The 25870-nt window shown below is 60.6% G+C and carries 25 protein-coding genes and 6 tRNA genes; 21 read left to right on the forward strand and 10 right to left on the reverse strand.

What is annotated here, in order from left to right:
* The first annotated feature begins 290 nt into the window (after window positions 1-290).
* The 19 genes from tapM (at window position 291) to AB5Y68_RS08695 (ending at window position 18800) form a co-directional block, all read left to right on the forward strand.
* Window positions 291-1352 (forward strand): PilM family type IVa pilus assembly protein TapM, encoded by a 1062-nt coding sequence (tapM, locus tag AB5Y68_RS08605; RefSeq protein ID WP_368207083.1) that lies wholly within the window; start codon window positions 291-293, stop codon window positions 1350-1352.
* Window positions 1340-1909 carry a PilN family type IV pilus biogenesis protein TapN gene (tapN, locus tag AB5Y68_RS08610; RefSeq protein WP_039039579.1) on the forward strand — a complete coding sequence of 190 codons (570 nt, stop codon included), beginning with the start codon at window positions 1340-1342 and terminating at the stop codon, window positions 1907-1909. The genes tapM and tapN overlap by 13 nt, the downstream gene beginning before the upstream one ends.
* Window positions 1906-2502: a PilO family type IV pilus biogenesis protein TapO gene (gene tapO / locus AB5Y68_RS08615; RefSeq protein WP_039039580.1), complete on the forward strand. Its 597-nt coding sequence runs from the start codon at window positions 1906-1908 to the stop codon at window positions 2500-2502. The genes tapN and tapO overlap by 4 nt, the downstream gene beginning before the upstream one ends.
* Window positions 2503-2504: 2 nt before the next feature.
* Window positions 2505-3032, forward strand: coding sequence for a pilus assembly protein PilP (locus tag AB5Y68_RS08620; protein WP_039039609.1), 528 nt, complete (start codon window positions 2505-2507; stop codon window positions 3030-3032).
* A gap of 16 nt (window positions 3033-3048) precedes the next feature.
* Complete coding sequence (locus tag AB5Y68_RS08625; protein ID WP_039039581.1) at window positions 3049-5274, forward strand: type IV pilus secretin PilQ; 2226 nt, start codon at window positions 3049-3051, stop codon at window positions 5272-5274.
* Between the two features lie 191 nt (window positions 5275-5465).
* A complete protein-coding gene (aroK, locus tag AB5Y68_RS08630; protein ID WP_010673824.1) occupies window positions 5466-5984 on the forward strand; it encodes a shikimate kinase AroK in 519 nt (172 codons plus the stop codon).
* Window positions 5985-6001: 17 nt separating this feature from the next.
* Window positions 6002-7084 (forward strand): 3-dehydroquinate synthase, encoded by a 1083-nt coding sequence (gene aroB, locus AB5Y68_RS08635; RefSeq protein WP_039039582.1) that lies wholly within the window; start codon window positions 6002-6004, stop codon window positions 7082-7084.
* Window positions 7074-8630: an SPOR domain-containing protein gene (locus AB5Y68_RS08640; protein WP_039039583.1), complete on the forward strand. Its 1557-nt coding sequence runs from the start codon at window positions 7074-7076 to the stop codon at window positions 8628-8630. Before aroB ends, AB5Y68_RS08640 begins: the two co-directional genes overlap by 11 nt.
* A gap of 70 nt (window positions 8631-8700) precedes the next feature.
* Window positions 8701-9573, forward strand: a complete 873-nt coding sequence (locus AB5Y68_RS08645; protein WP_039039584.1) for a Dam family site-specific DNA-(adenine-N6)-methyltransferase — start codon at window positions 8701-8703, stop codon at window positions 9571-9573.
* A 190-nt stretch (window positions 9574-9763) separates the two neighbouring features.
* Complete coding sequence (gene rpe, locus AB5Y68_RS08650; protein ID WP_010673828.1) at window positions 9764-10438, forward strand: ribulose-phosphate 3-epimerase; 675 nt, start codon at window positions 9764-9766, stop codon at window positions 10436-10438.
* Window positions 10425-11090, forward strand: a complete 666-nt coding sequence (locus AB5Y68_RS08655) for a phosphoglycolate phosphatase (protein ID WP_010673829.1) — start codon at window positions 10425-10427, stop codon at window positions 11088-11090. Before rpe ends, AB5Y68_RS08655 begins: the two co-directional genes overlap by 14 nt.
* Before the next feature lie 39 nt (window positions 11091-11129).
* A complete protein-coding gene (trpS, locus tag AB5Y68_RS08660; RefSeq protein ID WP_010673830.1) occupies window positions 11130-12134 on the forward strand; it encodes a tryptophan--tRNA ligase in 1005 nt (334 codons plus the stop codon).
* A gap of 119 nt (window positions 12135-12253) precedes the next feature.
* Window positions 12254-12469, forward strand: a complete 216-nt coding sequence (locus AB5Y68_RS08665) for a hypothetical protein (RefSeq protein WP_010673831.1) — start codon at window positions 12254-12256, stop codon at window positions 12467-12469.
* Window positions 12470-12790: 321 nt separating this feature from the next.
* Window positions 12791-13372 (forward strand): aminodeoxychorismate synthase component II, encoded by a 582-nt coding sequence (locus tag AB5Y68_RS08670; RefSeq protein WP_039039585.1) that lies wholly within the window; start codon window positions 12791-12793, stop codon window positions 13370-13372.
* Window positions 13373-13650: 278 nt separating this feature from the next.
* Window positions 13651-14868: an aspartate aminotransferase family protein gene (locus tag AB5Y68_RS08675; protein ID WP_039039586.1), complete on the forward strand. Its 1218-nt coding sequence runs from the start codon at window positions 13651-13653 to the stop codon at window positions 14866-14868.
* Between the two features lie 75 nt (window positions 14869-14943).
* Window positions 14944-15963: an arginine N-succinyltransferase gene (gene astA / locus AB5Y68_RS08680; protein WP_039039587.1), complete on the forward strand. Its 1020-nt coding sequence runs from the start codon at window positions 14944-14946 to the stop codon at window positions 15961-15963.
* Between the two features lie 67 nt (window positions 15964-16030).
* Window positions 16031-17500, forward strand: a complete 1470-nt coding sequence (astD, locus tag AB5Y68_RS08685; RefSeq protein WP_039039588.1) for a succinylglutamate-semialdehyde dehydrogenase — start codon at window positions 16031-16033, stop codon at window positions 17498-17500.
* 69 nt (window positions 17501-17569) lie between these two features.
* Window positions 17570-18367 (forward strand): DUF1338 domain-containing protein, encoded by a 798-nt coding sequence (locus AB5Y68_RS08690; RefSeq protein WP_039039589.1) that lies wholly within the window; start codon window positions 17570-17572, stop codon window positions 18365-18367.
* A 181-nt stretch (window positions 18368-18548) separates the two neighbouring features.
* Entirely contained in the window at window positions 18549-18800 is a 252-nt protein-coding gene (locus AB5Y68_RS08695) for a hypothetical protein (protein WP_039039590.1), read from the forward strand.
* 39 nt (window positions 18801-18839) lie between these two features.
* On the opposite strand, the gene AB5Y68_RS08700 is transcribed toward AB5Y68_RS08695, so the two are convergent.
* Window positions 18840-19466, reverse strand: coding sequence for an HAD family phosphatase (locus AB5Y68_RS08700; protein ID WP_039039591.1), 627 nt, complete (start codon window positions 19464-19466; stop codon window positions 18840-18842).
* 164 nt (window positions 19467-19630) lie between these two features.
* Here AB5Y68_RS08700 and AB5Y68_RS08705 point away from each other — a divergent pair, with 164 nt between their 5' ends.
* On the forward strand, window positions 19631-20995 hold the full coding sequence (locus AB5Y68_RS08705) for an MDR family MFS transporter (RefSeq protein ID WP_039039592.1): 1365 nt from the start codon (window positions 19631-19633) through the stop codon (window positions 20993-20995).
* 104 nt (window positions 20996-21099) lie between these two features.
* Here AB5Y68_RS08705 and AB5Y68_RS08710 read toward each other — a convergent pair whose 3' ends face one another.
* The 3 genes from AB5Y68_RS08710 to yqfB form a co-directional block, all read right to left on the reverse strand.
* A complete protein-coding gene (locus AB5Y68_RS08710; protein WP_039039593.1) occupies window positions 21100-21486 on the reverse strand; it encodes a DUF1622 domain-containing protein in 387 nt (128 codons plus the stop codon).
* Window positions 21487-21547: 61 nt separating this feature from the next.
* Window positions 21548-22468 carry an alpha/beta hydrolase gene (locus tag AB5Y68_RS08715; protein WP_039039594.1) on the reverse strand — a complete coding sequence of 307 codons (921 nt, stop codon included), beginning with the start codon at window positions 22466-22468 and terminating at the stop codon, window positions 21548-21550.
* 87 nt (window positions 22469-22555) lie between these two features.
* On the reverse strand, window positions 22556-22888 hold the full coding sequence (gene yqfB, locus AB5Y68_RS08720; RefSeq protein WP_039039595.1) for a N(4)-acetylcytidine aminohydrolase: 333 nt from the start codon (window positions 22886-22888) through the stop codon (window positions 22556-22558).
* A gap of 270 nt (window positions 22889-23158) precedes the next feature.
* Here yqfB and AB5Y68_RS08725 point away from each other — a divergent pair, with 270 nt between their 5' ends.
* Window positions 23159-24991 carry an SLC13 family permease gene (locus AB5Y68_RS08725; protein WP_039039596.1) on the forward strand — a complete coding sequence of 611 codons (1833 nt, stop codon included), beginning with the start codon at window positions 23159-23161 and terminating at the stop codon, window positions 24989-24991.
* 244 nt (window positions 24992-25235) lie between these two features.
* Here the strand turns inward: AB5Y68_RS08725 and AB5Y68_RS08730 are convergent.
* The 6 genes from AB5Y68_RS08730 to AB5Y68_RS08755 form a co-directional block, all read right to left on the reverse strand.
* Window positions 25236-25319: transfer RNA gene (locus AB5Y68_RS08730), tRNA-Leu, on the reverse strand.
* A gap of 8 nt (window positions 25320-25327) precedes the next feature.
* Window positions 25328-25404, reverse strand: a tRNA-Met gene (locus AB5Y68_RS08735).
* Window positions 25405-25440: 36 nt separating this feature from the next.
* A tRNA-Gln gene (locus AB5Y68_RS08740) sits at window positions 25441-25515 on the reverse strand.
* A 46-nt stretch (window positions 25516-25561) separates the two neighbouring features.
* Window positions 25562-25638: transfer RNA gene (locus AB5Y68_RS08745), tRNA-Met, on the reverse strand.
* A gap of 39 nt (window positions 25639-25677) precedes the next feature.
* Window positions 25678-25752: transfer RNA gene (locus AB5Y68_RS08750), tRNA-Gln, on the reverse strand.
* A gap of 42 nt (window positions 25753-25794) precedes the next feature.
* Window positions 25795-25869, reverse strand: a tRNA-Gln gene (locus tag AB5Y68_RS08755).
* Window position 25870 lies beyond the last annotated feature (1 nt).

Raw genomic sequence — 25870 nt, forward strand, 5'->3', positions numbered from 1 at the left:
TACCAATCGTCTTAAAATTAGCCAACGGGCGCAGAGTATAGCCTTTTTACCCTCGCGGATTCGAGGTTTTCCTCTCCGCAAACAGGCGACCCCGAGAAGAGGCGGGAGGGTAGCACTCCAGGGCACAATTACCAAGGGGGCCGCAATCAAGGCCGAAAGGAGAGGGGCGTCAACTTTTGACACAAACTTTATGACATTGATAGATAGAGCATTATATTGAGTTAAGCCGTCACATCATGACGCGCTGTCCTACAATAAGTCCGAAAACCCAATAACGCATGGATGTGTATATGTTTGGGCTATTAAGTAAGGGATCCCTCGTCTCCATGGCGGGCATTGATTTTGGCAGTCAAACCATCAAGGCCGTCACCATCAGCGGACGTCCCGGCAAGGTGCACCTCGGTTCGGTTGCCGAGATCCCCATGCCAAGAGGAACGCTGGTCGACTATCAACTTCAGGACATTGAACGGGTCAGTCAGTCCCTCAAGTCGCTCAAGCGGCTCGTGCAAGGGGATTGCCAGAACGTGGCCACGGCCGTGACCGGTTCCAACGTCATCACCAAGATCATTCAGGTCGATACCAACATCAACGAGAGCGAGCTGGAGAACCAGGTTCACCTGGAGGCAGAGCAGCTCATCCCCTTTCCCCTTGATGAAGTGAGCCTGGATTTTGAAATCCTCGGCATGGCGGGCGACAACGGGCGTCAGGAGGTCCTGCTCAGTGCCGCGCGGACCGAGAGCGTCAGTGGCCGGGTCAGTGCCCTGACGGAGGCAGGCATGACGACCATGGTGGTGGATGTGGGGGCCCATGCGCTCGGACGCGCCGTGCTGGCCTGTCTGCCTGACCTGCAAACCTCGGAGAAACCGATTGGCATCGTCGACATCGGTGCCAGCGCCCTGACTTTCGCCGCCCTGCTACGGGGCCAGGTCATCTATTCCCGGTTGCAGAATTTTGGTGGTGATCAATACAGCCAGGCATTGGCCTCTTTTTACAGCATGAGTATGGAAGAGGCGGAACTGGCCAAGCTCCAGGGCTCCTTGCCTGCGGATCATGAGGTGGATGTCCTGTTGCCTCACCTCAGCACCGTGGTGTTGCAGATACGGCGCAACGTGCAGCTGTTTTGCAGCTCTTCGGGGAACAAGGAGCTCTCCAGGCTGGTGCTGACCGGAGGGGGGAGCCTGCTGCCGGGGCTGGCCGGACAAATCGGCAGCGAGCTCAACTGCGAGGTGCTGCATCCCGATCCCTTTGCACTCTTTGGCAAGCCGCAGGGAGAGGGGGGGCTGACTCATGGGGCCAAGTACATGACGGCGCTCGGGCTGGCACTGAGGAGCTTCACACCATGTCAAATATAAACCTTCTGCCCTGGCGGCAGGCTCGGGCGCAGCGTCAGAAGAAACAATTCGGCATCCTGTTCGGTCTGTTCCTGGCGGGGACGGCAGCCATCGCCTTTGCCGCAGACTGGCTGGTGCAGCAGCAGATTGGTTACCAGCAGCAGCGCAATCAGCGGTTGCAGCAGGAGATGGCAACCCTGGACACCCAGCTTGGGGAGATCAGGCTTCTCAAGGAACGGCGTAAGGAGTTGATTGACCGCATGCAACTCATCGAGCAGTTGCAGATGCGCCGCAACATCCCTGTGCGTCTGTTCAATCAGCTGCCGGTGCTGGTCCCCAATGGGGTATATCTTGATAGCCTTGCCTTGCAAAACAACAAGATAGATGTGAAGGGAAAGACCGAAGCCTATGGCAGGGTTGCCAGCATGATGCGCCGAATCGACGGTTCCGGCTGGCTGACACAATCCCAGCTCAGCACCATTTTCACGGCCGAGGTGGCCCCCATCGCCCTGAGCCAGTTCTCCATGATGTTCCAGATTGCCACGGCGCTACCCAACGTGGCTAAGGGGCAAAAATGAACCTGCAACAACTCAACGACCTGGATCTCAATGACATTGCCCGCTGGCCGCCGATCGCCAAGGGCATCTTTGTCTTCTTCTGCTGTGCTCTGCTTGGCGGGGCACTCTATTACTACGTGATTGCCAATTCCCTGGCGGCCCTGGGTCGGGAAGCCGCAAAAGAGACTGAGCTCAAGGGACAATTCGAGAGCAAGGCCATGCTGGCCGCGAACCTGGAGGCATACAAAAAGCAGATGGTCCAGCTGGAACATCTGGTCGACACCCAGCTCAAGCAGCTGCCCAACACCCACGAAGTCGCCGGTTTGCTGGATGACATCAGCTTCATTGCCACCGACAACGGTTTGACATTGAACAGGATCAACTGGGAGCCAGAGGTGAAACACGAGTTCTCCACCGAGCTGCCCATGCGCATCGAGGTCGTGGGCACCTATCACGAACTTGGCAAGTTCACGGCGGACATGGCTGCTTTGCCGCGCATCGTGATCCTGGATTCTTTCCAGCTCAGCCAGGGGAAGGGGGGTGAGCTGATCGGTATGTCCATGCAGGCCAAGACCTACAAGTACAACGGCAAAACCGTGGAGAAAAAGCCATGAGCATGAGAGCGGGCGTACTTCTCTTGTCGGCGCTGCTGTTGACGGCCTGTGGGGGACAGGAGGACATGGATGAATATGTCAAACAGACCAAGGCCAGAAAGCCGGTACCGATCGAACCTTTGCCGGAGATAAAGCCCTTCTCTCCCATGGTCTATCAACGCAGCGATCAGCGCAGTCCGTTCATTGCACCCCAGCCGGAAACCAGTTCCAGGCTGGACGCCAAGGCCAAGCCGGACTGTGCCCAGATAGTGGCCAATCGGGAAAAGGAGGTGCTGGAACGCTACTCGCTTGCCAGCCTGAGCATGAAAGGCTCCATCGGCAAGCAGGGGCAGTTGTGGGCATTGATCAAAACCCCGGACGGGCAAGCCGTGCGCGTCGGGCTCAACCAGCACATGGGGCTGGATCAGGGCAGGGTCATCAAGATAACGAACACGCATGTTGACTTGATGGAGACGGTACCGGATGGCAAAGGATGCTGGGTCACCCGAGAAACCCAGCTGGCCATGGCCAATCTCGACGCAAAACTATGATCAGGGATGAGCAGAGATGAGAACAACAATAAGAAGGATGACCGGTGTGGCGCTGCTTTGGCTGGGCGGATGCACTCAGGTGTGGGCAGTACCCGCGTTGCAGGAGGTCAAGGTGAATCCCCTGCTGGCCGATCAACTCCTGCTGGAGCTCAGCTTCAGCGAACCGGTCAGCGGTTTTACGGACAGGTTGACCTATGAGCCCAATCAGCTTCTGCTGCACGTACCCGGGGCCATCGGTGCCCTGACGGTCAATCCCCTGCCCATCAAGCAGCAAGGGGTGAACAACCTCCTGGTGGAGGGGAAGGGGCAGGGGCTCGACATCAAGATCGCCCTCGATCAGCTCACCCCCTATCAGGTCCATCAGCAGGGCAATAAATTGCTGGTGGCGCTGGGAGACAAGGCCGGGCAGCCGGTCGCTTCCTCGGCGGCGCCTGTTGCAGCCAGCCAGTCTGCGCTCGTCAGAAGCCAGCCGGTGACTCAGTCTGCATTGATTGACACCCAGCGAGTTGCCCAGAACCAGTCCCAGTATCAGGCTCAGCCTGCCGTGGCTGCCACGCCTACTGTGGCTCCTTCGCCCGTTGCCCCCGGCAAGCCGGTGTTGTCCGTGTCTCAGGCAAACATGGGGGGCGCCTACTTCAACTCGGTCAAGGGCGTGGATTTTCGCCGTGGCAAGGAGGGGCAGGGGGAGTTCCTCGTGACGCTGGACAACAGTTCGGCGGCGGTGGATGTCAGCAGCCGTGGTCAGAAAGTGCTGGCCAAGTTCCACGGTACCCGGGTGCCTGATGATCAGCTCAACCTCATCAATGTGCAGGACTTCGCTACCCCGGTCTCCCAGGTGGAGGTGTTCCGCCAGGGCAATGACACCCTGTTCGAGCTCTCGGTGAACGGCCAGTTTGACTACCGTTACGATCAGGCCGACAAGATGTTCATCATCGAGGTGAAAAAACGGGTGGCCACCACGGCGGCGAAGCAGTACCAGGGCAAGCCCATCTCATTGAACTTCCAGGATATTCCTGTTCGTACCGTGTTGCAGATCATCGCCGATTTCAACAATTTGAACCTGGTGACCACGGACTCGGTCTCCGGCAACATCACGCTGCGTCTCGATGGCGTGCCCTGGGAGCAGGCGCTGGACATCATCCTCAAGGTCAGAGGGTTGGACAAACGGCTGGACAACAACATCCTGCTGGTGGCACCGGCGGACGAGATTGCCGCTCGCGAGAAACAGCAGATGGAGAGCCGCAACCAGGTGGCGGATCTCGCTCCCCTCTACACCGAGTATCTGCAGATCAACTATGCCAAGGCATCGGAAGTGGCGGCCCTGCTCTCCTCCGAGAGTACCAAGCTGCTCTCCCCCAGAGGGGCGGTCAGCGTGGATGAACGTACCAACGTGCTGGTGGTCAAGGACACGGCGGATGTCATCAGCAACGTCAAGCGGATGCTGGATATCCTCGATATCCCGGTCAAGCAGGTGGTGATCGAGGCGCGCATGGTGACCATTGATGATGGCTTCGATGAGGCTCTGGGGGTGCGCTGGGGGGTGACCAAGACAGACGGTCATGGCAACGGCACCTCGGGCACCATAGAGGGTAATGATGGCGCCGGAAACAATGATGGCAGTTCCACCATCACTCGCCCCAACGTAGAAGACAGACTCAACGTCAACCTGCCGGTGACCAACGCGGCCGGCACCCTGGCGTTCCAGGTCGCCCGTCTTGCCAATGGTACTCTGCTGGATCTTGAACTCTCGGCTCTGGAAAAGGAGAGCAAGGCCGAGATCATCGCCAGTCCGCGTGTCACCACGGCCAACCAGAAGCCGGCCCTGATCGAGCAGGGGACCGAGATCCCCTATGTGGAGTCCTCTTCCAGCGGGGCGACCTCGGTCACCTTCAAGAAGGCGGTACTGAGCCTCAAGGTCACGCCGCAGATCACCCCGGACAACAGGGTGATCCTGGACTTGACCGTGACTCAGGATACCAAGGGGGAAACCGTGCCGACCGGGACCGGGGATGCGGTGTCCATCAACGCCCAGTCCATCACCACCCAGGTGTTGGTCAACAACGGTGAAACTCTGGTGCTTGGCGGCATCTATCAACAGACCATCAAGAGTGATGTCAGCAAGGTGCCGCTGCTGGGGGATATCCCCGGGTTGGGCTATCTGTTCAAGAAAACCACCAGTGAAAACAAGAAGCGTGAACTGCTGATCTTCGTGACCCCGAGGATAGTGACCGACGCCCTCTGAAAACTTTACTTGTGAGAGTAAAACACATATAACCTTACGCCCCGATGAGGCTGGGGCGTAAGGGCTGCGGTTGCCAGTCCTGGTTTCTACTGAGATAATCCCCCTCCTGATCCATCGCAAGATAAGGTTCATAGGTACCCCGGTCGAGTGTTTACCGGGGCCATACAGTTTGTAATTACTAACGAAAAGACATGGCTGAGAAACGCAATATTTTCCTGATAGGTCCCATGGGTGCGGGCAAGAGCACCATAGGTAGACATCTGGCAGAACAACTGCACATGGAGTTTTTCGACTCAGATCATGAGATTGAGCGCCGCAGTGGTGCCGATATCGGCTGGGTGTTCGATGTTGAAGGCGAAGAAGGTTTCCGGATCCGCGAAGAGAAGGTGATCGGTGAGCTCGCCGAACAGCAGGGTATCGTGCTGGCAACGGGTGGCGGTGCCATCAAGAGCCGTGAAACCCGCAACAAACTCTCCGCACGCGGCATCGTGGTCTACCTCGAAACCACCATTGAAAAGCAATTGGCGCGAACCCAGAGAGACAAGCGTCGTCCCTTGCTGCAAACCGAAGAGCCGCCCCGTGAAGTGCTTGAGCGTCTTGCGCAAGAGCGCAACGCCCTGTACGAAGAGGTTGCCGATTTTGTCATCCAGACGGATGACCAGAGTGCCAAAGTTGTCGCTAATCAAATCGTCAAGTTGATTGGTATGTAATTCATTAGAGGACGTCCATGGAAAGGTTGAAGGTCGAACTGGGTGAACGCAGCTACCCGATAGAGATAGCTGCCGGTCTGCTGCAACGCCCCGAGGTACTGGCGCAGACGATCAAGGGCAAGCGGGTCATGATAGTGACCAATACCGTGGTCGCGCCCCTGTATCTTGAACAGATCATTCAGTTGCTGTCCGGTTTTCAGGTGGAACACCTGATCCTGCCCGATGGCGAGGCCTACAAAACCCTGGCGACCTTCGAGCGGATCATGTCTGCTCTGCTGGAAACCAGCCATGGTCGTGATACCACTCTGATCGCTCTGGGGGGCGGTGTGATAGGTGATGTTGTCGGCTTTGCTGCGGCAAGCTACCAACGAGGCATTCCGTTTATTCAGGTGCCTACCACGCTGCTCTCCCAGGTTGACTCTTCCGTCGGCGGCAAGACCGCCGTCAACCATCCTCTCGGCAAGAACATGGTGGGTGCCTTCTATCAGCCCAAGCATGTGATCATCGATACCGACTGCCTCAAGACCCTGCCTGCCCGGGAATTTGCCGCCGGCATGGCCGAGGTGATCAAATACGGCATCATCTGGGATGCCGCCTTCTTCTCCTGGCTCGAAACCAACATGACTCGCCTGCAGCGCCTCGACGGTGATGCACTCTCCTATGCTATTCGCCGCTGCTGCGAGATCAAGGCCGATGTGGTCGGTCAGGACGAGACCGAGCACGGCGTGCGCGCCTTGCTGAACTTGGGACATACCTTCGGCCATGCCATCGAGGCGGAGAAGGGGTATGGCAACTGGCTGCACGGTGAAGCCGTGGCGGCGGGAACCATGCTGGCGGCCGAGACGGCCCTGGCCCGTGGCGACATGACGGCGCAAGAGGTGGCACGAGTCCGCGATCTGCTGCTGGCCGCCGATTTGCCGGTCAAGGCACCGTCCGATATGGATTTTGCCGCCTTCATTCGCCATATGCGCCGTGACAAGAAGGTGCTGGAAGGCAAGCTGAGGCTGGTGCTGCCGATCGGGATCGGACAGGCCCAGGTCGTGGCCGATGTGACAGACGAGCAATTGATGGCGGTGATCGAGTCTGGTCGTGACCACTAATAAATTGCTCAAACTGCCTTCTCAGCGGCAGTTGGTTGACCGGCTGCTGCACCTGATCGAGTTCAACCACCCCTTTGTTTTTCTCTCCGGCAAGCCAGGCAGTGGCCGTGGCACACTGTGCGAGTCGCTGCTTGCCCAACTGCCCGATGCGGTGCGGGTGGCCAGCCTCATCGGCAGCCCGTCCATGAAGATGGCGGATGTGCGCCAGTTGCTGTTGCAGCAGGTGGTGGCACGTCCCCTGTTCAACGCGCAGGATGCCCTGGCGGACAGCTTCTTTCGCATGGTGGGTGACAAGCCTGCCAGACTGCTGCTCATCATCGAACGTGCCGATACCTTGCCTGCCGAGCTGGTGGGGGAGTTGTGGGCGCTCTGTCGTCACAACGATACCCTGGCATCTCCTCATAAACTGGCCATCCTGCTCTCGGGTGATGACGCCTGGTGTCGTAACCAGAAGGCGCTCCTCAAGGGACGAGCCATGCCAGCCCTCGAGCTGGAAGTCGCGCCACTGAGCGCTCCTGAGCAACGTATCTTCTTGTATGAGAAGGCCAAAGAGCTCAAGATCCCGACAGCCCTCTTGCCCAAGCCGAAAGTGGAAGAGATCCTGAATGGGGCGGGCGGACATCCGTCAGCCATCATGCAGTTACTGGAGGATACCATGACCGACAGAAGGCCCAAGAAACGTCAGGCCGAGTTGCCCGTCAAGAAGATAGCGATCGTGCTTGCCCTGGTGGCGGGCGGGTTGCTGGCCCTGAGCTATCTGCCCCTGTTCGACAGTGCAGGCCAGGACCCCGCCCAGGCTCCGTCCCAGGGGATGGCGTTGCCCGATCCCGTCTCAAGCGATCCTGTGAGTGTCGGTGCGGCGAGCGGGGCCTTGGATACTCAGGCGAGCAGTGGCGCCGCTGCCATCCCGTCAGGGAATCAGGTTGCCCACGATTGGCAGTCCGATGCCAAGCCCTTGCCCAAGAAGGTCGAAAGCGAGACGGTCACCACGGAGTCAACCAACTATGAGGGGCGCCGGGTCGTCATCTCCGACGAAGTGGTCGAGAAATTGATGAACCAGCCGAACGTCAGCGGCGCCTTGCCCACGGCCGTGGTGGATGAGCTGGTGGGGAGCGGTTCCCGTGCGGTCCCGACCGGAACGACGGCCCAGGTCAAGAAACCGGCCCTGAACAGTGTCCCCGCCCGGACAGAGGCTCAATCGGCCAGTGGCGCGCAGACAGCGCCGGTCGCGGCCCCAGCGGCCAAGGTGGCGTTGACGCCGGTGGCGACTCTCAACAAGAAGCCGAAGAATCACTACAGCATCCAGTTGATGGGGGCGAGCAACACCAAGGCGGTAGACAGCTTTGTGGCCGAGCATGGCTTGGCGGGCAAGGTGTGGGTCTACAAGACCCGTTTCCGTGGCAGTCCCTGGTATGTGGTGGTGCAGGGAGACTACGCCAGCAGTGCCCAGGCCAAGGCGGCCATTCGCAAGCTGTCGCCTGCCTTGCTCAAGGGACAACCCTGGCCCAAGTCATTCGCCCAGATACAAAAAGAATTGAAGCAATAGCCAGCCACCCGAAGAAGGGGGTAGAATCACCCCCCTTTTTTGGGCATAGCCTTGTCAACACCGGACTTCCATGAAAAAAACACGCGCGTTTTTAAAATGGGCCGGGGGAAAATACTCCCTGGTCGAAGAGATCGCCGAGCGTTTGCCGGCCGGGCGTGTGTTGCTGGAGCCCTTCGTCGGGGCGGGATCCGTGTTTCTCAACACGGATTACGACGCCTATGTGCTCAACGACATCAATCCGGATCTCATTGGCCTCTACAACCACCTCAAGCAGCAGCCGGACAGCTTCATCAGCGAGGCCCGCAAGCTGTTCGTGGCCGAGCACAACCACAAGACCGCCTATTATCGGCTGCGTACCCAGTTCAACCAGACCGCGGCGGGGTTTGAGCGGGCTCAGTTGTTCCTGTTTTTGAATCGCCATGGTTTCAACGGCTTGTGCCGTTACAACAAGAAGGGGGGGTTCAACGTTCCCTTCGGTTCCTACAAGAAACCCTACTTCCCGGAGAAAGAGCTGTGGACGTTTGCCGAGAAGGCGCAGAAGGCGACGTTCATCTGTGAAAGCTATGCCGACGCCATGGCCCGTGCAGAGGAAGACTGGGTGATCTACTGCGATCCGCCCTATGCCCCCCTCTCCACCACGGCGAGTTTCACCACCTATTCGGCGGGCGGTTTCACCCTGGACGATCAGGCGCTGCTGGCCAGGCTGGCTCGCCACACCGCCGCCCATAAAGGGGTGCCCGTGCTCATCAGCAACCATGACATCGAGTTGACCCGCGAGCTCTATCGTGGCGCCCGGCTCGACGAGATCCTGGTCAAGCGTACCATCAGCCGCAACGGCGGTGGTCGCAACAAGGTGGCCGAGCTGCTGGCGCTCTATCCGCCCGGCATCGAGCCCGAACAGGGCTATTATCCCGGTGAGGCGGAGCTGGTTGCCGTCGGCTGAGTGAACAACGGTCCCTGAGGGGGCCGTTGTCATTTCTGATGCGGCCGCTGGTATTCCGTGAGCCGCGCCTGGCATCGTTTGCCGGCGATGGTGCCGGAGCGGCGTGTTCTGTAGATGCGGGTCGTTTTCATCGCCCTTTTGCGATAAAATTGCGCCGTTTTTTCTGCCACGCTGCCAATGGATGACGCTGATGAAAGACTTTCTGATTGCCCCCTCTATCCTCTCCGCCGACTTTGCCCGTCTGGGTGAGGATGTGGCCAAGGTGCTGGCCGCCGGGGCCGACGTGGTCCATTTCGATGTGATGGACAACCATTATGTCCCCAACCTGACCATAGGCCCCATGGTCTGTCAGGCGCTGCGCGATTACGGCATCGAAGCGCTCATCGACGTGCACCTGATGGTCAAGCCGGTGGATCGCATCGTGCCTGATTTTGCCAAAGCCGGTGCCAGCCTGATCACCTTCCACCCGGAAGCCTCCGATCACGTGGATCGCACCCTGGGCCTCATCAAGGAGCAGGGTTGCCAGGCCGGTCTGGTGCTGAACCCCGCGACCCCGCTCACCTGCCTGGAGTACGTGATGGACAAGCTGGACGTGATCCTGCTGATGTCGGTCAACCCGGGCTTTGGCGGTCAGAGCTTCATCCCCGGCACCCTCGACAAGCTGCGCCAGGTGCGCCGCCTGATCGACGAGAGCGGCCGCGACATTCGCCTGGAAATCGATGGCGGGGTCAAGGTCGACAACATTCGCGAGATTGCCGAGGCGGGTGCCGACATGTTCGTGGCGGGCTCTGCCATCTTCGGCAAGCCGGATTACAAGGCAGTGATCGACCAGATGCGCGCGGAGCTTGCCCATGTCCGTCGCTGATCGCCCCTTTGACCTGGTGCTGTTCGATCTGGATGGCACCCTGATTGACAGCGCCCCGCAACTGGCGCTGGCGGTCAACCGTACCCTGGCGGAGCTGGGGTTGGCCGAGGCCGACGAGTCCGTGGTGCGTACCTGGGTCGGCAACGGCGCCGACAAGCTGATCCAGCGGGCTCTCGATTACCGCGACGCCCCGGAGCAGTTTGCCAAGGCCCGCCCCCTGTTCGACCGTCACTATCAGGCCTGTCTTCTGGAAGGTCTGGCCATGTATGACGGAGTGGCCCGGAGCCTGCGCCGTCTGCAGGGGCTGGGTTACCAGCAGGCCGTGGTGACCAACAAACCGAGTCACTTCGTGCAGCCCATTCTGGAGGCCCTCGGCATCAGCGACTGTTTCGCTCTCTGGCTCGGGGGCAACTGCGTACCCGTCAAGAAACCGAGCCCGGAGCCGCTGTTGCACGCCTGCCATGAGCTGGGTGTCAGCCCGTCCCGCACCCTGATGGTGGGGGATTCCGAAAATGACGTGCTGGCCGCCCAGGCCGCCGGCATGAAGGTGGTGGGGCTCACCTATGGCTACAACTATGGCCGCCCTATCGCAGACTCCCGCCCCGACTGGGTTTGCGAGCAGTTTGCCGAACTCGACGCCCTGCTGGTCTGATCCAGACCGGGCTGGCGGATAACAAGGATTACTACTCTGATGACTAAACCAATCGTATTGAGCGGTGCCCAACCCTCGGGCCAGCTGACCATCGGCAACTACATGGGGGCCCTGCGTCAGTGGGTCAGCATGCAGGATGACTTCGACTGCCTCTATTGCATCGTCGATCTGCACGCCATCACCACCCGCCAGGATCCGGCCGCCTTGCGCAAGGCGTGCCTCGACGCAGCCGCTCTCTATCTGGCGGTGGGCATCGACCCGGCCAAGAGCACCGTCTTCATCCAGTCCCACGTGCCCCAGCACGCCGAGCTCGGCTGGATCCTGAACTGCTACACCCAGATGGGCGAGCTGTCGCGCATGACCCAGTTCAAGGACAAGTCCGCTCGTTTCGAGAACAACGTCAACGTCGGCCTGTTCGGTTATCCGGTGCTGATGGCGGCCGACATTCTGCTTTATCAGGCCAATCAGGTGCCGGTTGGCAATGACCAGAAGCAGCATCTGGAGCTGACCCGCGACATCTGCACCCGCTTCAACAACCTCTATGGCGAAGTCTTCACCCTGCCGGAACCCTTCATTCCGACCGAAGGGGCCCGGGTGATGAGCCTGCAGGACCCGACCAAGAAGATGTCCAAGTCCGACGACAACGAGGCCAACTTCATCGGCTTGCTGGAAGATCCCAAGCAGATCGTCAAGAAGATCAAGCGGGCGATGACCGACTCGGACGAGCCGGCCGTGGTGCGTTTTGATCCCGAAAACAAGCCGGGGGTCTCCAATCTGCTGACCCTGATGTCCGGTGTGACCGGCCGCTCCATCCCGGAGCTGGAGCAGCACTTCGAAGGCAAGATGTACGGCCACCTCAAGAGTGAAACGGCCGATGCCGTGGTCGCCTTGCTGGAACCCATCCAGGCGCGCTTCCGCGAGCTGCGTCAGGATGAGGCCCATCTGCAGGCCATTTTGGCGGCTGGCGCACAAAAGGCGCGTGAAAGGGCTGAAAAAACCCTGATCAGCGTATATGATGTCGTCGGCTTCGTTCCTCGAGCCTGACATACTGGGAAGGTGTAGTAGAAGAGAGCTGGGTGGATGCCTGGCTTTCTTTGTTTTACACCTTCCGGTTTGTCGCAACCTCCCCAATGTCAAACACGGGCTTTGCCCCAAGAGAAAGCATGTCTGTCGAATCACAAACCCTGAGTGAAGAGTTGGGTGACAAGGGTCACTGGCTGCGCAAGTTTCGCAAGGCCAAGAGCCTCAATACCTTGCAGTTGATGGTCTCCAACGCCATCGACAAGCACCACAAGACCCCGGCCATCGCGGCTGCCATCTATCTGGCCGAGTGCCAGCGGGAACGGGAACTGGAACAGGGCCGTTATCTGGACCGCTGAGGTCCGTTGCCAGCCCTTGCCAAGGTGACTCCTTCCCATCTGCCTGTCACGTCCTGCGCCCTTTTCCCGGTCGCCTCCCGTCTCTTTTACCTTGCCATCCTGACATGGAGCGGCTGATGCTGCCCGGTCGGGGACAGGCCCACCGCCGGGTGGGCTCGACAGGCCCGGATCGCCATTGAAGAGCGAACAGACTGCACAGCAGGTGAGGTGATCGCCGGTTTATTAACGCAAAGAGACATGCCAGAATGCGCGGCGTTTGTCTGCCCGCCCTCGCAACGGGCTGTCCGATCACCGTCTCTGTCTTATTCCCAGGGTGTTTGCATGCTGCTACTCATCGACAACTACGACTCCTTTACCTGGAACCTGGTGCAATACTTCGGCGCTCTGGGGCAAGAGGTGGTGGTCAGGCGCAACGATGAGCTGAGCCTGGAGGAGATAGCCCGGCTTGCCCCCCGCCATCTGGTTATCTCTCCGGGCCCCTGCACGCCAAACGAGGCGGGCATCTCTTTGGCCGCCATCTCCCGTTTTGCCGGCGAGATCCCCATCCTCGGCGTCTGTCTCGGCCATCAGTCCCTGGCACAGGCCTTTGGTGCCCGGGTGGTGCGTGCCCGTCAGGTGATGCACGGCAAGACATCTCTCATCCGTCACAAAGGGGAGGGGGTGTTCAAGGGGCTCAACAACCCGCTGCGGGTGACCCGCTATCATTCACTGGTGGTGGAGGCGGCGTCGCTGCCCGACTGTTTCGAGGTCACCGCCTGGAGCGAACATGCCGACGGCAGCCTGGACGAGATCATGGGGCTGCGGCATAAAACGCTGGCGCTGGAGGGAGTGCAGTTCCATCCGGAGAGTATTCTGAGCGAACAGGGGCACCAGTTGCTGGCCAACTTTTTGGCCGTTTCCTGAAAAAATTGCGATGTCTGTCTCAAAACCGTCATGAGGCAAAAAAAAATTTCCCTGAGACTTTATTCACCCTCCTCCCTGTCCAAATTATCTCTTGCCAACACCCCCTGAGCCGTTATGCAATGCGGTTGCCTAAAATCTCAAAGGCAATCGAACATTGTTCCTTATAGGCGGTTAAGTTACAGACTTTTTACTTTTTTTCTGTGATAATTCCGCCACGTTTACACGGATTTAACTTTTGGGCGGTGGATTATTCTGCCGCGAGATAGCAGGAGAGCAATATGTCAGAGTTGTTGGCAGTGACACGTGAAGTGTTTGATGAAGTGATGGTTCCCAACTATGCGCCGGCCAAAATCATCCCGGTGCGCGGCGAGGGGTCACGTGTCTGGGATCAGGAAGGCCGCGAGTATGTGGATTTCGCGGGCGGGATCGCGGTCAATGGCCTGGGCCATTGCCATCCCAAACTGGTCGAGGCCCTGAAATCCCAGGGTGAGAAGCTGTGGCACCTCTCCAACGTGATGACCAACGAGCCGGCCCTGCGCCTGGCCAAGAAATTGGTCGCCGCCACCTTCGCCGAGAAGGTCTATTTCTGCAACTCCGGTGCCGAAGCGAACGAAGCGGCCCTCAAGCTGGCCCGCCGCTACGCCATCGAGAAGTTCGGGGCCCACAAGACCCAGATCATCGCCTTCCACCAGGGCTTCCACGGCCGTACCTTCTTTACCGTCAGCGTCGGCGGCCAGGCTGCCTACTCCGATGGCTTCGGTCCCAAGCCTGCCGACATCACCCACGTCGCCTACAACAACCTGGAGGAGCTGGCTGCCGTCATCTCCGACAACACCTGCGCCGTGGTGATGGAGCCGCTGCAGGGCGAGGGTGGCATCATCAGCCCCACCGACGAGTTTGCCAAGGGGGTGCGCGAGCTGTGCGACAAGCACAACGCCCTGCTGGTTTATGACGAGGTGCAATCCGGTGTCGGTCGTACCGGCGAGCTGTTTGCCTACATGGGTCTGGGCATCACCCCGGACATCCTCACCAGCGCCAAGGCGCTGGGCGGCGGCTTCCCCATCGGGGCCATGCTAACCACCACCGAGATCGCCTCCCACCTGAAAGTGGGCACTCACGGTTCCACCTACGGCGGCAACCCGCTGGCGTGTGCCGTGGCCGAGGCGGTGATCGACGTGGTCAACACCCCGGCAGTGCTGAGCGGCATCAAGCAGCGCGAGCAGCTGTTCCGCGAAGGGCTGGAAGCTATCAACGCCAAGTACCACTGCTTCAGCGAAGTGCGTGGCAAGGGCCTGCTGCTGGGCGCCGTGCTCAACGATGACTTCAAGGGCCGCTCCCGCGACTTCCTGCTCGCCTCCATCGATCAGGGCCTGATGGCGCTGGTTGCCGGTACCAACGTGGTGCGTTTTGCTCCCTCCCTGGTGATCCCGGAAGCAGACATCAAGGAAGGGCTGGCACGGTTCGAGAAAGCGGTCGCTCAGGTGGTCAACGCCTGATCCAAATTGAGGTGGGGAGCCCTCCCGGCAGGAGCCGGGACCCCACCTGTCGTCAATGAAAGGGAGTTGTCATTTATGTTGGTTATCCGTCCTATCGAGCAGCGCGACTTCGCCGGCCTCAAGACCTGTGCCATCGAATCCGGCACCGGCATGACATCCTTGCCGGTCAACGACGAGCTGCTGCAACGCAAGATCGATGCCTCGACCCAGACCTTCCTGGACAAGCCCGCCGGCAAGGGCGAGTGCCTCTATTTCTTCGTGGCCGAGGATCTGGAGACCGGGGAGATGGTCGGTACCTGCGCCATCGACGCGGCGGTCGGCCTGTCCCAGGCGTTCTACAACTATCACATCGGCAAGGTGGTGCACTCCTCCCCCAAGCTCGGCATCTACAATGTCGTGGAAACCCTCACCCTCTCCAACGACTACACAGGCAACTCCGAGCTCTGCACCCTGTTTCTGCGTGAATGCGCCCGCGAGGGGCTCAACGGCCGTCTGCTCTCCAAGCACCGTTTCCTGTTCATGGCCGAACACCCCGAGCTGTTTGACAGTACCGTCTTTGCCGAGATGCGTGGTGTCTCCGATGGCAACGGCCACAGCCCCTTCTACGAGTGGCTGCAAAAACATTTCTTCTCGATGGATTTTCCCACCGTCGACTATCTCACCGGCATCGGCAAGAAGCGCTTCATCGCCGAGCTGATGCCCAAGTACCCCATCTACGTCAATCTGCTGAGCAACGAGGCGCGCGCCGTCATCGGCAAGACCCACGAAAAGACCCGGCCTGCCCTCAAGATGCTGCAGGATGAGGGGTTCGTGAATCGCGGTTATGTCGACATCTTCGACGCCGGCCCCACCGTCGAATGCGAGGTGAAGAACATTCGCAGCGTGCGCCGCAGCCAGAAGCTGGCGGTGCTGGTGGGTGAGCCCATCGGCGGCCATACCTACCTCATCTGCAACACCAGGTTCGAGCAATACCGCGCCTGCTACGGCAACATCCGGGTCGATCTGGACAAGCACGAAGCCATCATTCCGCCCAAGATGGCGGCCGCCCTCAAGGTGGAAAATGGCGACATGGTGCGCGTCGTCGATCTGGATTGACCCGCCCCGCAGCACAGCATTGAGACAGGCTGCCGAGGCGGCCTGCGTACCCACAGGGAGTGAATTGATGATGTCTTTAGTCCAGTTTATCGATGGCCAGTGGCTGGCCGGTGAAGGCAAGCCGTTCGAATCCATCGACCCGGCCAAAAACGAGGTGATCTGGCGTGGTGAGGCGGCAAGCCAGTCCCAGGTGGATGCGGCCGTCAAGGCGGCCCGCACGGCCTTCTACCATTGGTCCGATCTGGCCCTTGAAGAGCGCCTTGCCATCGTGCGCCGCTATGCCGACCTGCTCGGCGAGCACAAGGAGGCGCTGGCCCTGACCATCGCCCGTGAAACCGGCAAGCCCCTGTGGGAGACCCGCACCGAAGTGGCGGCCATGCAGGGCAAGATTGCCATCTCCATCCGTGCCCATGACGAGCGCACCGGCACGGTGGAAAACCCCATGCCGGGCGCCAAGGCGTTCGTGCGCCACAAGCCCCATGGCGTCGTGGCCGTGTTCGGCCCCTACAACTTCCCGGGCCACCTGCCCAACGGCCACATTGTGCCGGCGCTCATCGCCGGCAATGCGGTCGTGTTCAAGCCTTCCGAGCTGACCCCCATGGTGGCTGAAGCCATGGTCAAGGTGTGGCAGGAGGCGGGGCTGCCCAAGGGGGTGCTCAACCTGGTGCAGGGGGAGGTCGACACCGGCAAGGCGCTGGCCGGCAATCCGGACATCGACGGCCTCTTCTTCACCGGCTCCTCCCGTACCGGCCACTTCCTGCATCAGCAGTTTGCCGGCCAGCCGGGCAAGATCCTGGCACTGGAGATGGGTGGCAACAACCCGCTGATCGTGAAAGATGTGAGCGACATCGACGGCGCCGTTCATGCCATCGTGCAATCCGCCTTCATTACCTCCGGCCAGCGCTGCACCTGCTCGCGCCGTCTGTTTGTCGAGCGCGGCGAGCGGGGCGATGCCCTGGTCAAGCGCCTGGTGGAGGTGGTCGGCCAGATCAAGGTCGGCCTCTATGACGCCGCCGAGCAGCCGTTCATGGGCGCCATGATCAGCGAGAAGGCCGCACTCGGCATGGTCGAGGCGCAAGCCAACCTGCAGCGCCTCGGTGGCGAAAGCCTGCTTACCCTCAAGCACCTGGAAGCGGGCACCGGCTTTGTCTCCCCGGGCATCATCGACGTGACCGCGGTCAGTGCGCTGCCGGATGAAGAGTACTTCGGCCCGCTGCTGCAGCTCATTCGCTACGACGACTTCGATGTGGCCATCGAGAAGGCGAACGCCACCAGTTTCGGTCTCTCGGCCGGTCTGCTCGGTGACAACGAAGCGGACTGGAACCACTTCTTCAAGCGGATCCGTGCCGGTATCGTCAACTGGAACAAGCCCATCACCGGCGCCTCCAGTGCCGCCCCCTTCGGCGGCATCGGTGCCTCCGGCAACCACAGGGCGAGCGCCTACTACGCCGCCGACTACTGTGCTTACCCGGTCGCCTCCGTCGAAGACAGCAAGGCTGCTATGCCGGATCAGCTGTCTCCCGGTCTGACCTTCTGATAACAAGAAAATAAAAGAGGGGCACTGAACAGGTGCCCCTGTCTGTACCCGCAATCAAAGGAAAGAGAGATGCAAAAGGATATCGACACCCTGTTTGGCCATCTGTGGGACAACTACATTCAGGTCACCCCCAGTGCTCACAAGGTTCATCAACTGCTGGGCGGCGGTGCCCCCATCATCAACGATCACGTGGCGTTTCGGACCTACAACCTGCCCAAGCTCGGTCTCGAGAAACTGGCGGCCCACTTCCGTGCCCTGGGGTACGAAGAGAAGGGCGAGTATGTGTTCAAGGCCAAGAAGCTCTATGCCAAACACTTCGAGCATAAAGATCCTGATGCGCCCAAGGTGTTCATCAGCGAGCTGAAGGTGGAAGAGCTCTCCGAAGGTGCCCAGGCCATCATCCACAAGCTGGTGGATCAGGTACCCGATCACCTCACCGACACCCCGGCTTTCCTCTACGCCGGCGCGCCCTGGCAGGTCTCCCACACCGACTACCAGACCCTGCTGGCAGAGAGCGAGTATGCCGCCTGGATGGCCGCCTGGGGTTATCGTGCCAACCACTTCACCGTCAACATCAACCGCCTGAAGGACTTCGACACCATCCAGCAGGTGAATGCGGCGCTCAAGGCGGCAGGCTTCGTGCTCAACACCGTTGGCGGCGAGGTGAAGGGCGATCCCGAGGTGATGCTGGAGCAATCCTCCACCATGGCAGACAAGGCCGAGGTGCCCTTCAGCGACGGCGTGCGCACCATCCCGAGCTGCTTCTACGAGTTTGCCCTGCGCTACCCGCAGGCCGACGGCGTGCTCTACCCTGGCTTCGTCGAAGCGTCGGCCGACAAGATCTTCGAATCCACCAACGCCATGTAATGGCCGCCATGAAAACAACGCCCCGCCTGGGGCGTTTTTTTATGGATTTACGCCGATCTGACACCCTCTTTACCTCCTCTTGACCCATCAGTTCGCGGCGACTCGCTAGCATGACGCCGCCCGCTGCCGTGGGCCATCGCCGCACCGTGCCGGTGTATGCCACCCGTTTTGGAGTCATACCATGAAGATTGTTCTGCCTTTGCTGTTTTCCCTCACTACTCTGACCGCCGCAGCGGGCGATCAGGGCAGCCGTACCCCGCCCAAGCCTCCGCACGAGCTGTCGGCCGAGATGAAAGCGGCGTTTGAGAGCTGCAAGGAGCATGGCAAACCGGGGGAGTCGGAATTTGACAACTGCATGTCAGATCTGGGATTTGAGCGGCCGGACGGCCCGGCACCGGCAGGTGGGAAGGAGGGGGAGAATGAGGCCGAGTAAGCTGGTGCGGGTCCGTCGGTTAGGATGGGCCCGCACCGCTCACACCCGTTGCAGCGTCCCTTCGGTGACCAGCAAGGTGGTCATGCCGGCGGCCTTGCCCGCCTGAATGCCTATCCGGGTGTCTTCAAACACCAGGCAGTTGGCCGGGTTGGCGCCGAGCTGTTCGGCCACTTTCAGGAAGGTGTCCGGGTGGGGCTTGTGATTGACCACATCATCGGCACTCACCAGCACGGAGATGAAGGCATCGAGCCCGGTCTGACGCAGGATGTACGCCGCATGTTCCCGGGTTGAGCCGGTGCCTATGCCCATGGGCACCTTGCCGTGGTACTGCCTGACCAGCTCCCACATGGCGGGAAACACCCGGACGTCGTCGATCCGTGCCAGGTAGAGGGCCACCTTGCGCCGGGCAAAGGCTTCCACGTCGATGGTCAGCCCGTGCTGTTCTGCCAGCATGGTCACTATCTTGCGGGTGGGGATGCCGCCGTACTCGTTGAGCTGTGCCCGATCAAACGGCAGGCCGAACTCGGTACTGGTGATTTCCCAGGCATCCAGGTGCAGAGGCATGGAGTCCACCAGGGTGCCATCCATGTCGAAGATCAGGGCGTCGTACTCGTCGAATCGGGGCTGTTCACTCTGGTGATGATCGCAGGGGGATGACTGGGGCATGGGGGGCGTCCTCTTCGGCAAAGACTCACCCTAGCAGATCCAGCGCGCAGATGTCGCGACCTTCATCATGGTTGGCAGTGGTTTTGACCATCGGCTAATGATTTATGAGACAATAATGTGCCTTGCACCCCCTGTGCCGATATCTCACATGAGCGAGCCTGCCTATGTCCCCCAAAACCGTCTTCTCGAGCGTGGCCCTGGTGATCGCCCTGGGCTCACTGGAAAAGAGCATCGTCACCACCCCCTTGCCCATCATAGGGGTTGAGCTGAACGCCGGTGCCGCCCTCACCTGGGTCGTGACCGCCTATCTGCTGGCGGCCACTGCGGCCCTGCCCATCTATGGCAAGTTGAGCGACATGTTCGGCCGAGTACGCATGCTCAACATCGGTATCGGCCTGTTTCTGGCGGGATCAGTGGCCTGCGCCCTGGCCCAGGATCTGCCAACCCTGCTGGCCGCCCGCGTGCTGCAAGGGTTGGGGGGCGGGGGGCTGATCGCACTCGCCTTTACCGTGATCGCCGACTGTATTCCGCCACGGGAGGTGGGCAAGTATCAGGGGTATATCTCGGCGGTCTATGCGGTCTCCAGCATCGCAGGCCCGCTGCTCGGTGGCTATTTTACCGAGCAGCTCAGCTGGCGCTGGATCTTCTGGATAAATCTGCCGCTCGGCGCTATCGCCCTCTGGCTGGTGAACCGCAATCTGGGTCACCTCAATGTGCGTCGCCACAGCCGCTTCGACTGGAAGGGAGCGGCACTGCTCATCATGGTCACCACCCTCACCCTGTTGCTGCTCTCTCCGGAAGCGGCCTTGCCCGCCGTCTGGCTCGCGGCTGCGCTGGGGGCGGCCTTGTTGCTGCTGATCCTGGTGGAGCGGCGGGCCCACGACCCCATACTGCCGGCCCACCTGGTGCGCCTGCCGGGTTATCTGGTGAGCGTGCTGCTGGCGCTGGCTTCGCAGTTGCTGATGTTTGCCGTGCTGGTCTACCTGCCGTTGCAGATGCAGTGGCAAAAGGGGATGAGCGCCAGTGACAGTGGCGAGATCATGGTGATCTTCATGGTCTGCATCACGGCGGGGGCCTTCGTCGGCGGCAAGCTCATCGGTCGCACCGGTTACTACAAGCGTTTCGTGGTGGCAGGTTTTGCCCTGGCAGCGCTGGCCCTGTGGCAGATCCACTTCGACGTCTGGGCCAGACTGGGACTGGGGTTTGCCGGATTGGGGCTGGGTCTGGTGCTGCCGGCGCTGTCGGTGGTGGTGCAAAATGCCCTGCCGCGGGAAGATCGCGGCATCGGCATGTCCCTGTTCAACTTCGGCCGGGAGCTGGGTGGGGCGGTCGGTGTCGCCATCTGCGCCGTGTTGTTCCATGCCGCCCTGCCGGCAGGCAGCAGCCCCAATCTGGCCAGCCTGAGTCCGGCCGAACTGGCACCCGGTTTCAGCGCCACCTATATCGGCATGGCGCTGATCGCCAGCGCCGCCCTGCTCATCACCCTGCTGGCCTTGAAGCGCCACGAGCTGGCCAGCAAGCACGTCTGATGGTTGCTATCGGATACAAAGAGGGCTCCCCGCGGGGAGCCCTCTTCATGGGATCAGGCAGGTGCCTTTCCTTCCGTGTCGTGGCCTTGTGCCACTCAGCCCGCTCATCGGGCGTCGGGGCGGGAAGGTGACCTGACAGGCTCGGGTTGCTGGCGCTCGGCCTGGGCATCGAGTTCCTTGCCGAGGAAGTAGTTCAGGAAGGTGCGGATGACCGCGATGATGGCGAGGCGGATCAGCTCCTCCTTGCTCGGCGCCACCGTGGTGGCCAGGATGTCGGCGGCGAGCTGGAACTCCAGCGCCAGAATGAGCCAGCTGCCGAAACAGAGCCGGATATGGGGAAAGCCGGGCTCGTGATCCCGTACCCGCGCCGCCAGCCAGAGGGTCTTGCCCAGCCCTATCACCACGCAGGCGATGGAGATGATCTCCAGCAGCAGCTGGAACAGCTCGACCCCGTGCATCATGCCCTCTCGCAGGCTCGCTATCTCGAACACTCGGGTTACCTCTCTGCTTCAAAAGAGACACTTTTAACACGGCATGGGGGCCGGTTCCAACTCAGAGTCTTCTGAGCATCATGGCTATCTGGTCGATGAGCTGACGAGCGGCAGGGCTGATGGCCGCCAGTTGGAAGTAGCCGTGGATGACGCCATGCTGCCGCTGGCAAGTGGCATCGACGCCAGCCTGCACCAGCTTGCCATACAGGGCTTCCCCTTCGTCGCGCAGCGGATCATATTCCGCCGTGACGATATGGGTCGGCGGTAATCCTGACAGGGCGGGATGGTGGAGCGGGCTGGCTTCGGGATGGCTGGGGGGCAGGCTGCCAAGGTAGGCGTGAAAACCGCTTGCGAGCATGTCCCGGGTGATGAGGTAGTCGTCACCGAGATCGCGGTAGCTTTGGCTCTCGCAGAGGGCATCCAGCATGGGATAGAGAAGCAGCAGGGCCTTGGGCAAGGGGGCGCTGGCAGCCTTGAGCCGCAAGGTGGTGACCAGGGCGAGATGACCCCCTGCGCTGTCGCCGGCAATGGCGAGACGTGCCGGATCTCCATGCCATTTCTCCACCTCGGCCATGATAGCCCGCGTGGCGGCCAGCGCATCGTCGTGAGCCGCAGGATAGGTGTGTTCCGGGGCGAGGCGGGTGTGTACGGCGAAGATCAGGGCGCTGGCCCGGTTGCACAGCATCCGCATCTGGCGATCGTGGGTCTCGAAATCCCCGCTGACAAAACAGCCGCCGTGAAAATAGATCAGCACCGGATACGCGGGGGCCGGTTTGTCTGCGGGCCGATAGCAGCGGATGGCGTGGTGATCGGCCTGCCACTCCTCGATGGCGCCCACCTCTTCCCGCTCACCGCCCAACAGGGCAGAGGCTAGGTAGCCGTCACGGCGCGCCTGCCAGCTCAGCTGGCTCGCCTTGGGACGACCTGCGGCGATGAAGTCTGCCACCATGGCTGCGATGGCCGGTTCGAGTTGTTTTTCCATAAGACACCAATGACTGTATATAAAAACAGTCATTGTGCGCTTTTGGCCCGTGAGCGCAACCGGCGTTAGCTGAGGCAGCTCACAAAATCAGGCTTCAATCAGCACGAATTCAATCACATAGAGGGGCGGCAGTGTGGGGTAGATATCGCGGATCACATCTTTAAGCTCGGGGAGGGTCATGTTCTCCTGACGGGCGTGCTCGTCGCTCAGCGCCTCGAAGGCGACCGCCTTGACCGAGATGACCTCAATGGTGCCAAAAGGCTGGTGTTCCGGGTTGGTGAACAGGGCCAGGCGCTGGCCGGGCTGCCAGTTTGCCTCGCTCTCGTCGCGGATGGTGATGGTCTTTCGGCCAGCCTGGATGTCGGCGACAAAGCGGCTGAAGAAGGTGAATGCCGGGTAGGCCGGGGTGTGCTGGGTCATGTCGTCTCCGAAGGGCAAGGGGTGAGAGGGCGGCTCAGGCCGCGGCGGGCCCATTTTAGGAGGGGCGGGGGGAGCGTGCAGCACTTTTTACGCCGACATGTGAAGGGCGACCGACTGCGTTCACGGACCGGTAAAATGGCCGCAACTGAACCTGAATGTGAGATGATGCGGTCTCCTCTTTCTTGATATGTAACAAATCAGGGGGACGGGCTCTGTGGTCTGATGGCGTCCGAGGCCGGCCGTGGTTGACGTTGAACAAAAGGAGCAAGTGTGAATTCCGAGTTGATCTGGGTGCTCAGCATGCTGGTGGGTGCCATTCTCCTGTTTATTACCAACAAGGTGCGCATGGACGTGGTCGCCTTGTTGATCATCATCCTGTTCGTGTTGAGCGGCACCCTGACCCTGCCGCAGGCGCTGGCAGGATTCAGTGATCCCAACGTCATTCTGATTGCCGCCCTGTTCGTGGTGGGGGAGGGGCTGGTGCGTACCGGCATCGCCTATCAGGTGGGAGATGCCCTGGTGAAGGTGGCCGGCAGCAGCGAAACCCGCATGCTGGTGCTGCTGATGGTGGCGGTGGCGACCCTGGGGGCCGTGATGAGTTCGACCGGGGTGGTGGCCATCTTCATCCCCGTGGTGCTGAGCGTGGCGAACCGGATGGGGATCCCGGCGGGCAGACTGATGATGCCGCTCGGCTTTGCCGGCCTTATCAGCGGCATGATGACGCTGGTGGCAACCCCTCCCAACATGGTGGTGAACAGTGAACTGATGCGGCACGACATCCAGGGGTTCGGCTTCTTCGGCTTCACCCCCATGGGGGTCATCATTCTGGGGATGGGGATCCTCTACATGCTGCTGATGCGCAACCGTCTGGTGCGTGAAGGAGAGGAGGGCAAGGGCAAGCAGATGGGACGCAGCACCATGCGGGATCTCATCCGTGACTACCGGCTGGCGGGGCGAGCACGCCGACTGGCGATCCGGCCCGACTCCCCCCTGATCGGCCAGACCCTCGACGAGCTGCAATTGCGTGCCCGCTTCGGGGCCAACGTCATCGGGATGGAGCGCTGGCGCAAGTTCAGGCGGGTGATGGTCAGTGTCACCGGGGTGACCGAGTTCCAGGCCAAGGACGTGCTGCTCATCGACATGTCGGATCCCGAGGTGGATGTGCGGGAGTTTTGCAGCGAGGCGCGGCTCGAGCCCATGATATTGCGCGGGGAGTATTTCTCCGATCAGGCGCGGGAGGTGGGCATGGCGGAGGTCTCCCTCATCCCCGGCTCCCGGCTGCTCGGCAAGAGCATCCGCGAGGTGACCTTCCGTTCCCGTTACGGTCTGAGCGTGGTGGGGATCCGCCGGGATGGAGAGGCGCTGACCGGCAAGCTGGTGGACGAGGCGCTGCAGATGGGGGATACCCTGCTGGTGGTGGGGAACTGGAGCCTCATTCGTCAGTTGCAGACCCATCATCGCGATTTTCTGCTGCTGGGCCTGCCTGCGGAAGTGGACGAGATGGCGCCGGCCCGCAGCCAGGCCATTCACGCCCTGATTGCCCTCGGGGTCATGATAGTACTGATGGTGACGGATCCCGTGCCCAACGTGATCGCGGCGCTCATCGCCTGCCTGCTGATGGGCAAGTTCCGCTGCATCGATCTGGAGAGTGCCTACAAGTCCATCCACTGGCCGACCCTGATCCTCATCGTGGGCATGCTGCCCTTTGCCCTTGCATTGCAGCAGACCGGCGGGGTGGATCTCATCGTCGGCGCGCTCATCTCGGCGGTGGGGGAGATGGGCCCCAGGGTGATGCTGGCCAGCCTCTTCGCGCTCTGTGCCGTCATCGGGCTCTTCATCTCCAACACGGCGACGGCGGTGCTGATGGCGCCCATCGCGCTGGGTACGGCCCATCAGATGGGGGTGTCGCCTTATCCCTTTGCCATGACCATCGCCATCGCCGCCTCGGCAGCCTTCATGACGCCGGTCTCGTCGCCGGTCAACACCCTGGTGCTGGGCCCGGGCAACTACAAGTTCATGGACTTCGTGCGCATCGGCGTGCCCTTCACCCTGCTGGTGATGGTGGTGAGCGTCATCGCCATCCCCTGGTTCTTCCCGTTCTGACGACAGCAAACGATATGGCGGCCTGCGGGCCGCCTTTTTATTGCCCGCAGCGCTCTGCGAGATGAAAAGGGCGGCATCACGCCGGAGCAGGGCATAGCGCCGTCGCAGAGGAGAGCACAAGGCGCAGCCGTTGATACATGAGGTGGCGTTGCAGGCGCGCGATGGCGTGGAGAGGGGAAGGAGAGCAGCAAACGCCGGATACAAAAAAACCAGCCTGAGCTGGTCTGTTTGGTACTGCTTTCGATGGTGCGGAAGGAGAGACTCGAACTCTCACGCCTAGGGCGCCAGAACCTAAATCTGGTGCGTCTACCAATTTCGCCACTTCCGCAAGAATAATGGTGGCTATGACGGGATTCGAACCTGTGACCCCCGCATTATGAGTGCGATGCTCTAACCAACTGAGCTACATAGCCGTCTTGTGCACGACTTTCGTCGAATACAAGCAAAAATGGCTGGGGCACTAGGATTCGAACCTAGGTATGGCGAGATCAAAACCCGCTGCCTTACCGCTTGGCGATGCCCCAACAGTGTTCTTTGCAATCGGATGATTGAAGGAACGTTTTTCAAACATGGTGGCTATGACGGGATTCGAACCTGTGACCCCCGCATTATGAGTGCGATGCTCTAACCAACTGAGCTACATAGCCGTTTGTTGTCAACCACAAACGTGGAAGAGAACAGAAAAATGGCTGGGGTACTAGGATTCGAACCTAGGGATGGCGAGATCAAAACCCGCTGCCTTACCGCTTGGCGATACCCCAACAGCGATGCCCGACAGAGACTGTCAAACATCATTCAAAAAATGGCTGGGGTACTAGGATTCGAACCTAGGGATGGCGAGATCAAAACCCGCTGCCTTACCGCTTGGCGATACCCCAA

The sequence above is a fragment of the Aeromonas sp. R6-1 genome (assembly GCF_040908165.1).
GTDB lineage: Bacteria > Pseudomonadota > Gammaproteobacteria > Enterobacterales > Aeromonadaceae > Aeromonas > Aeromonas caviae.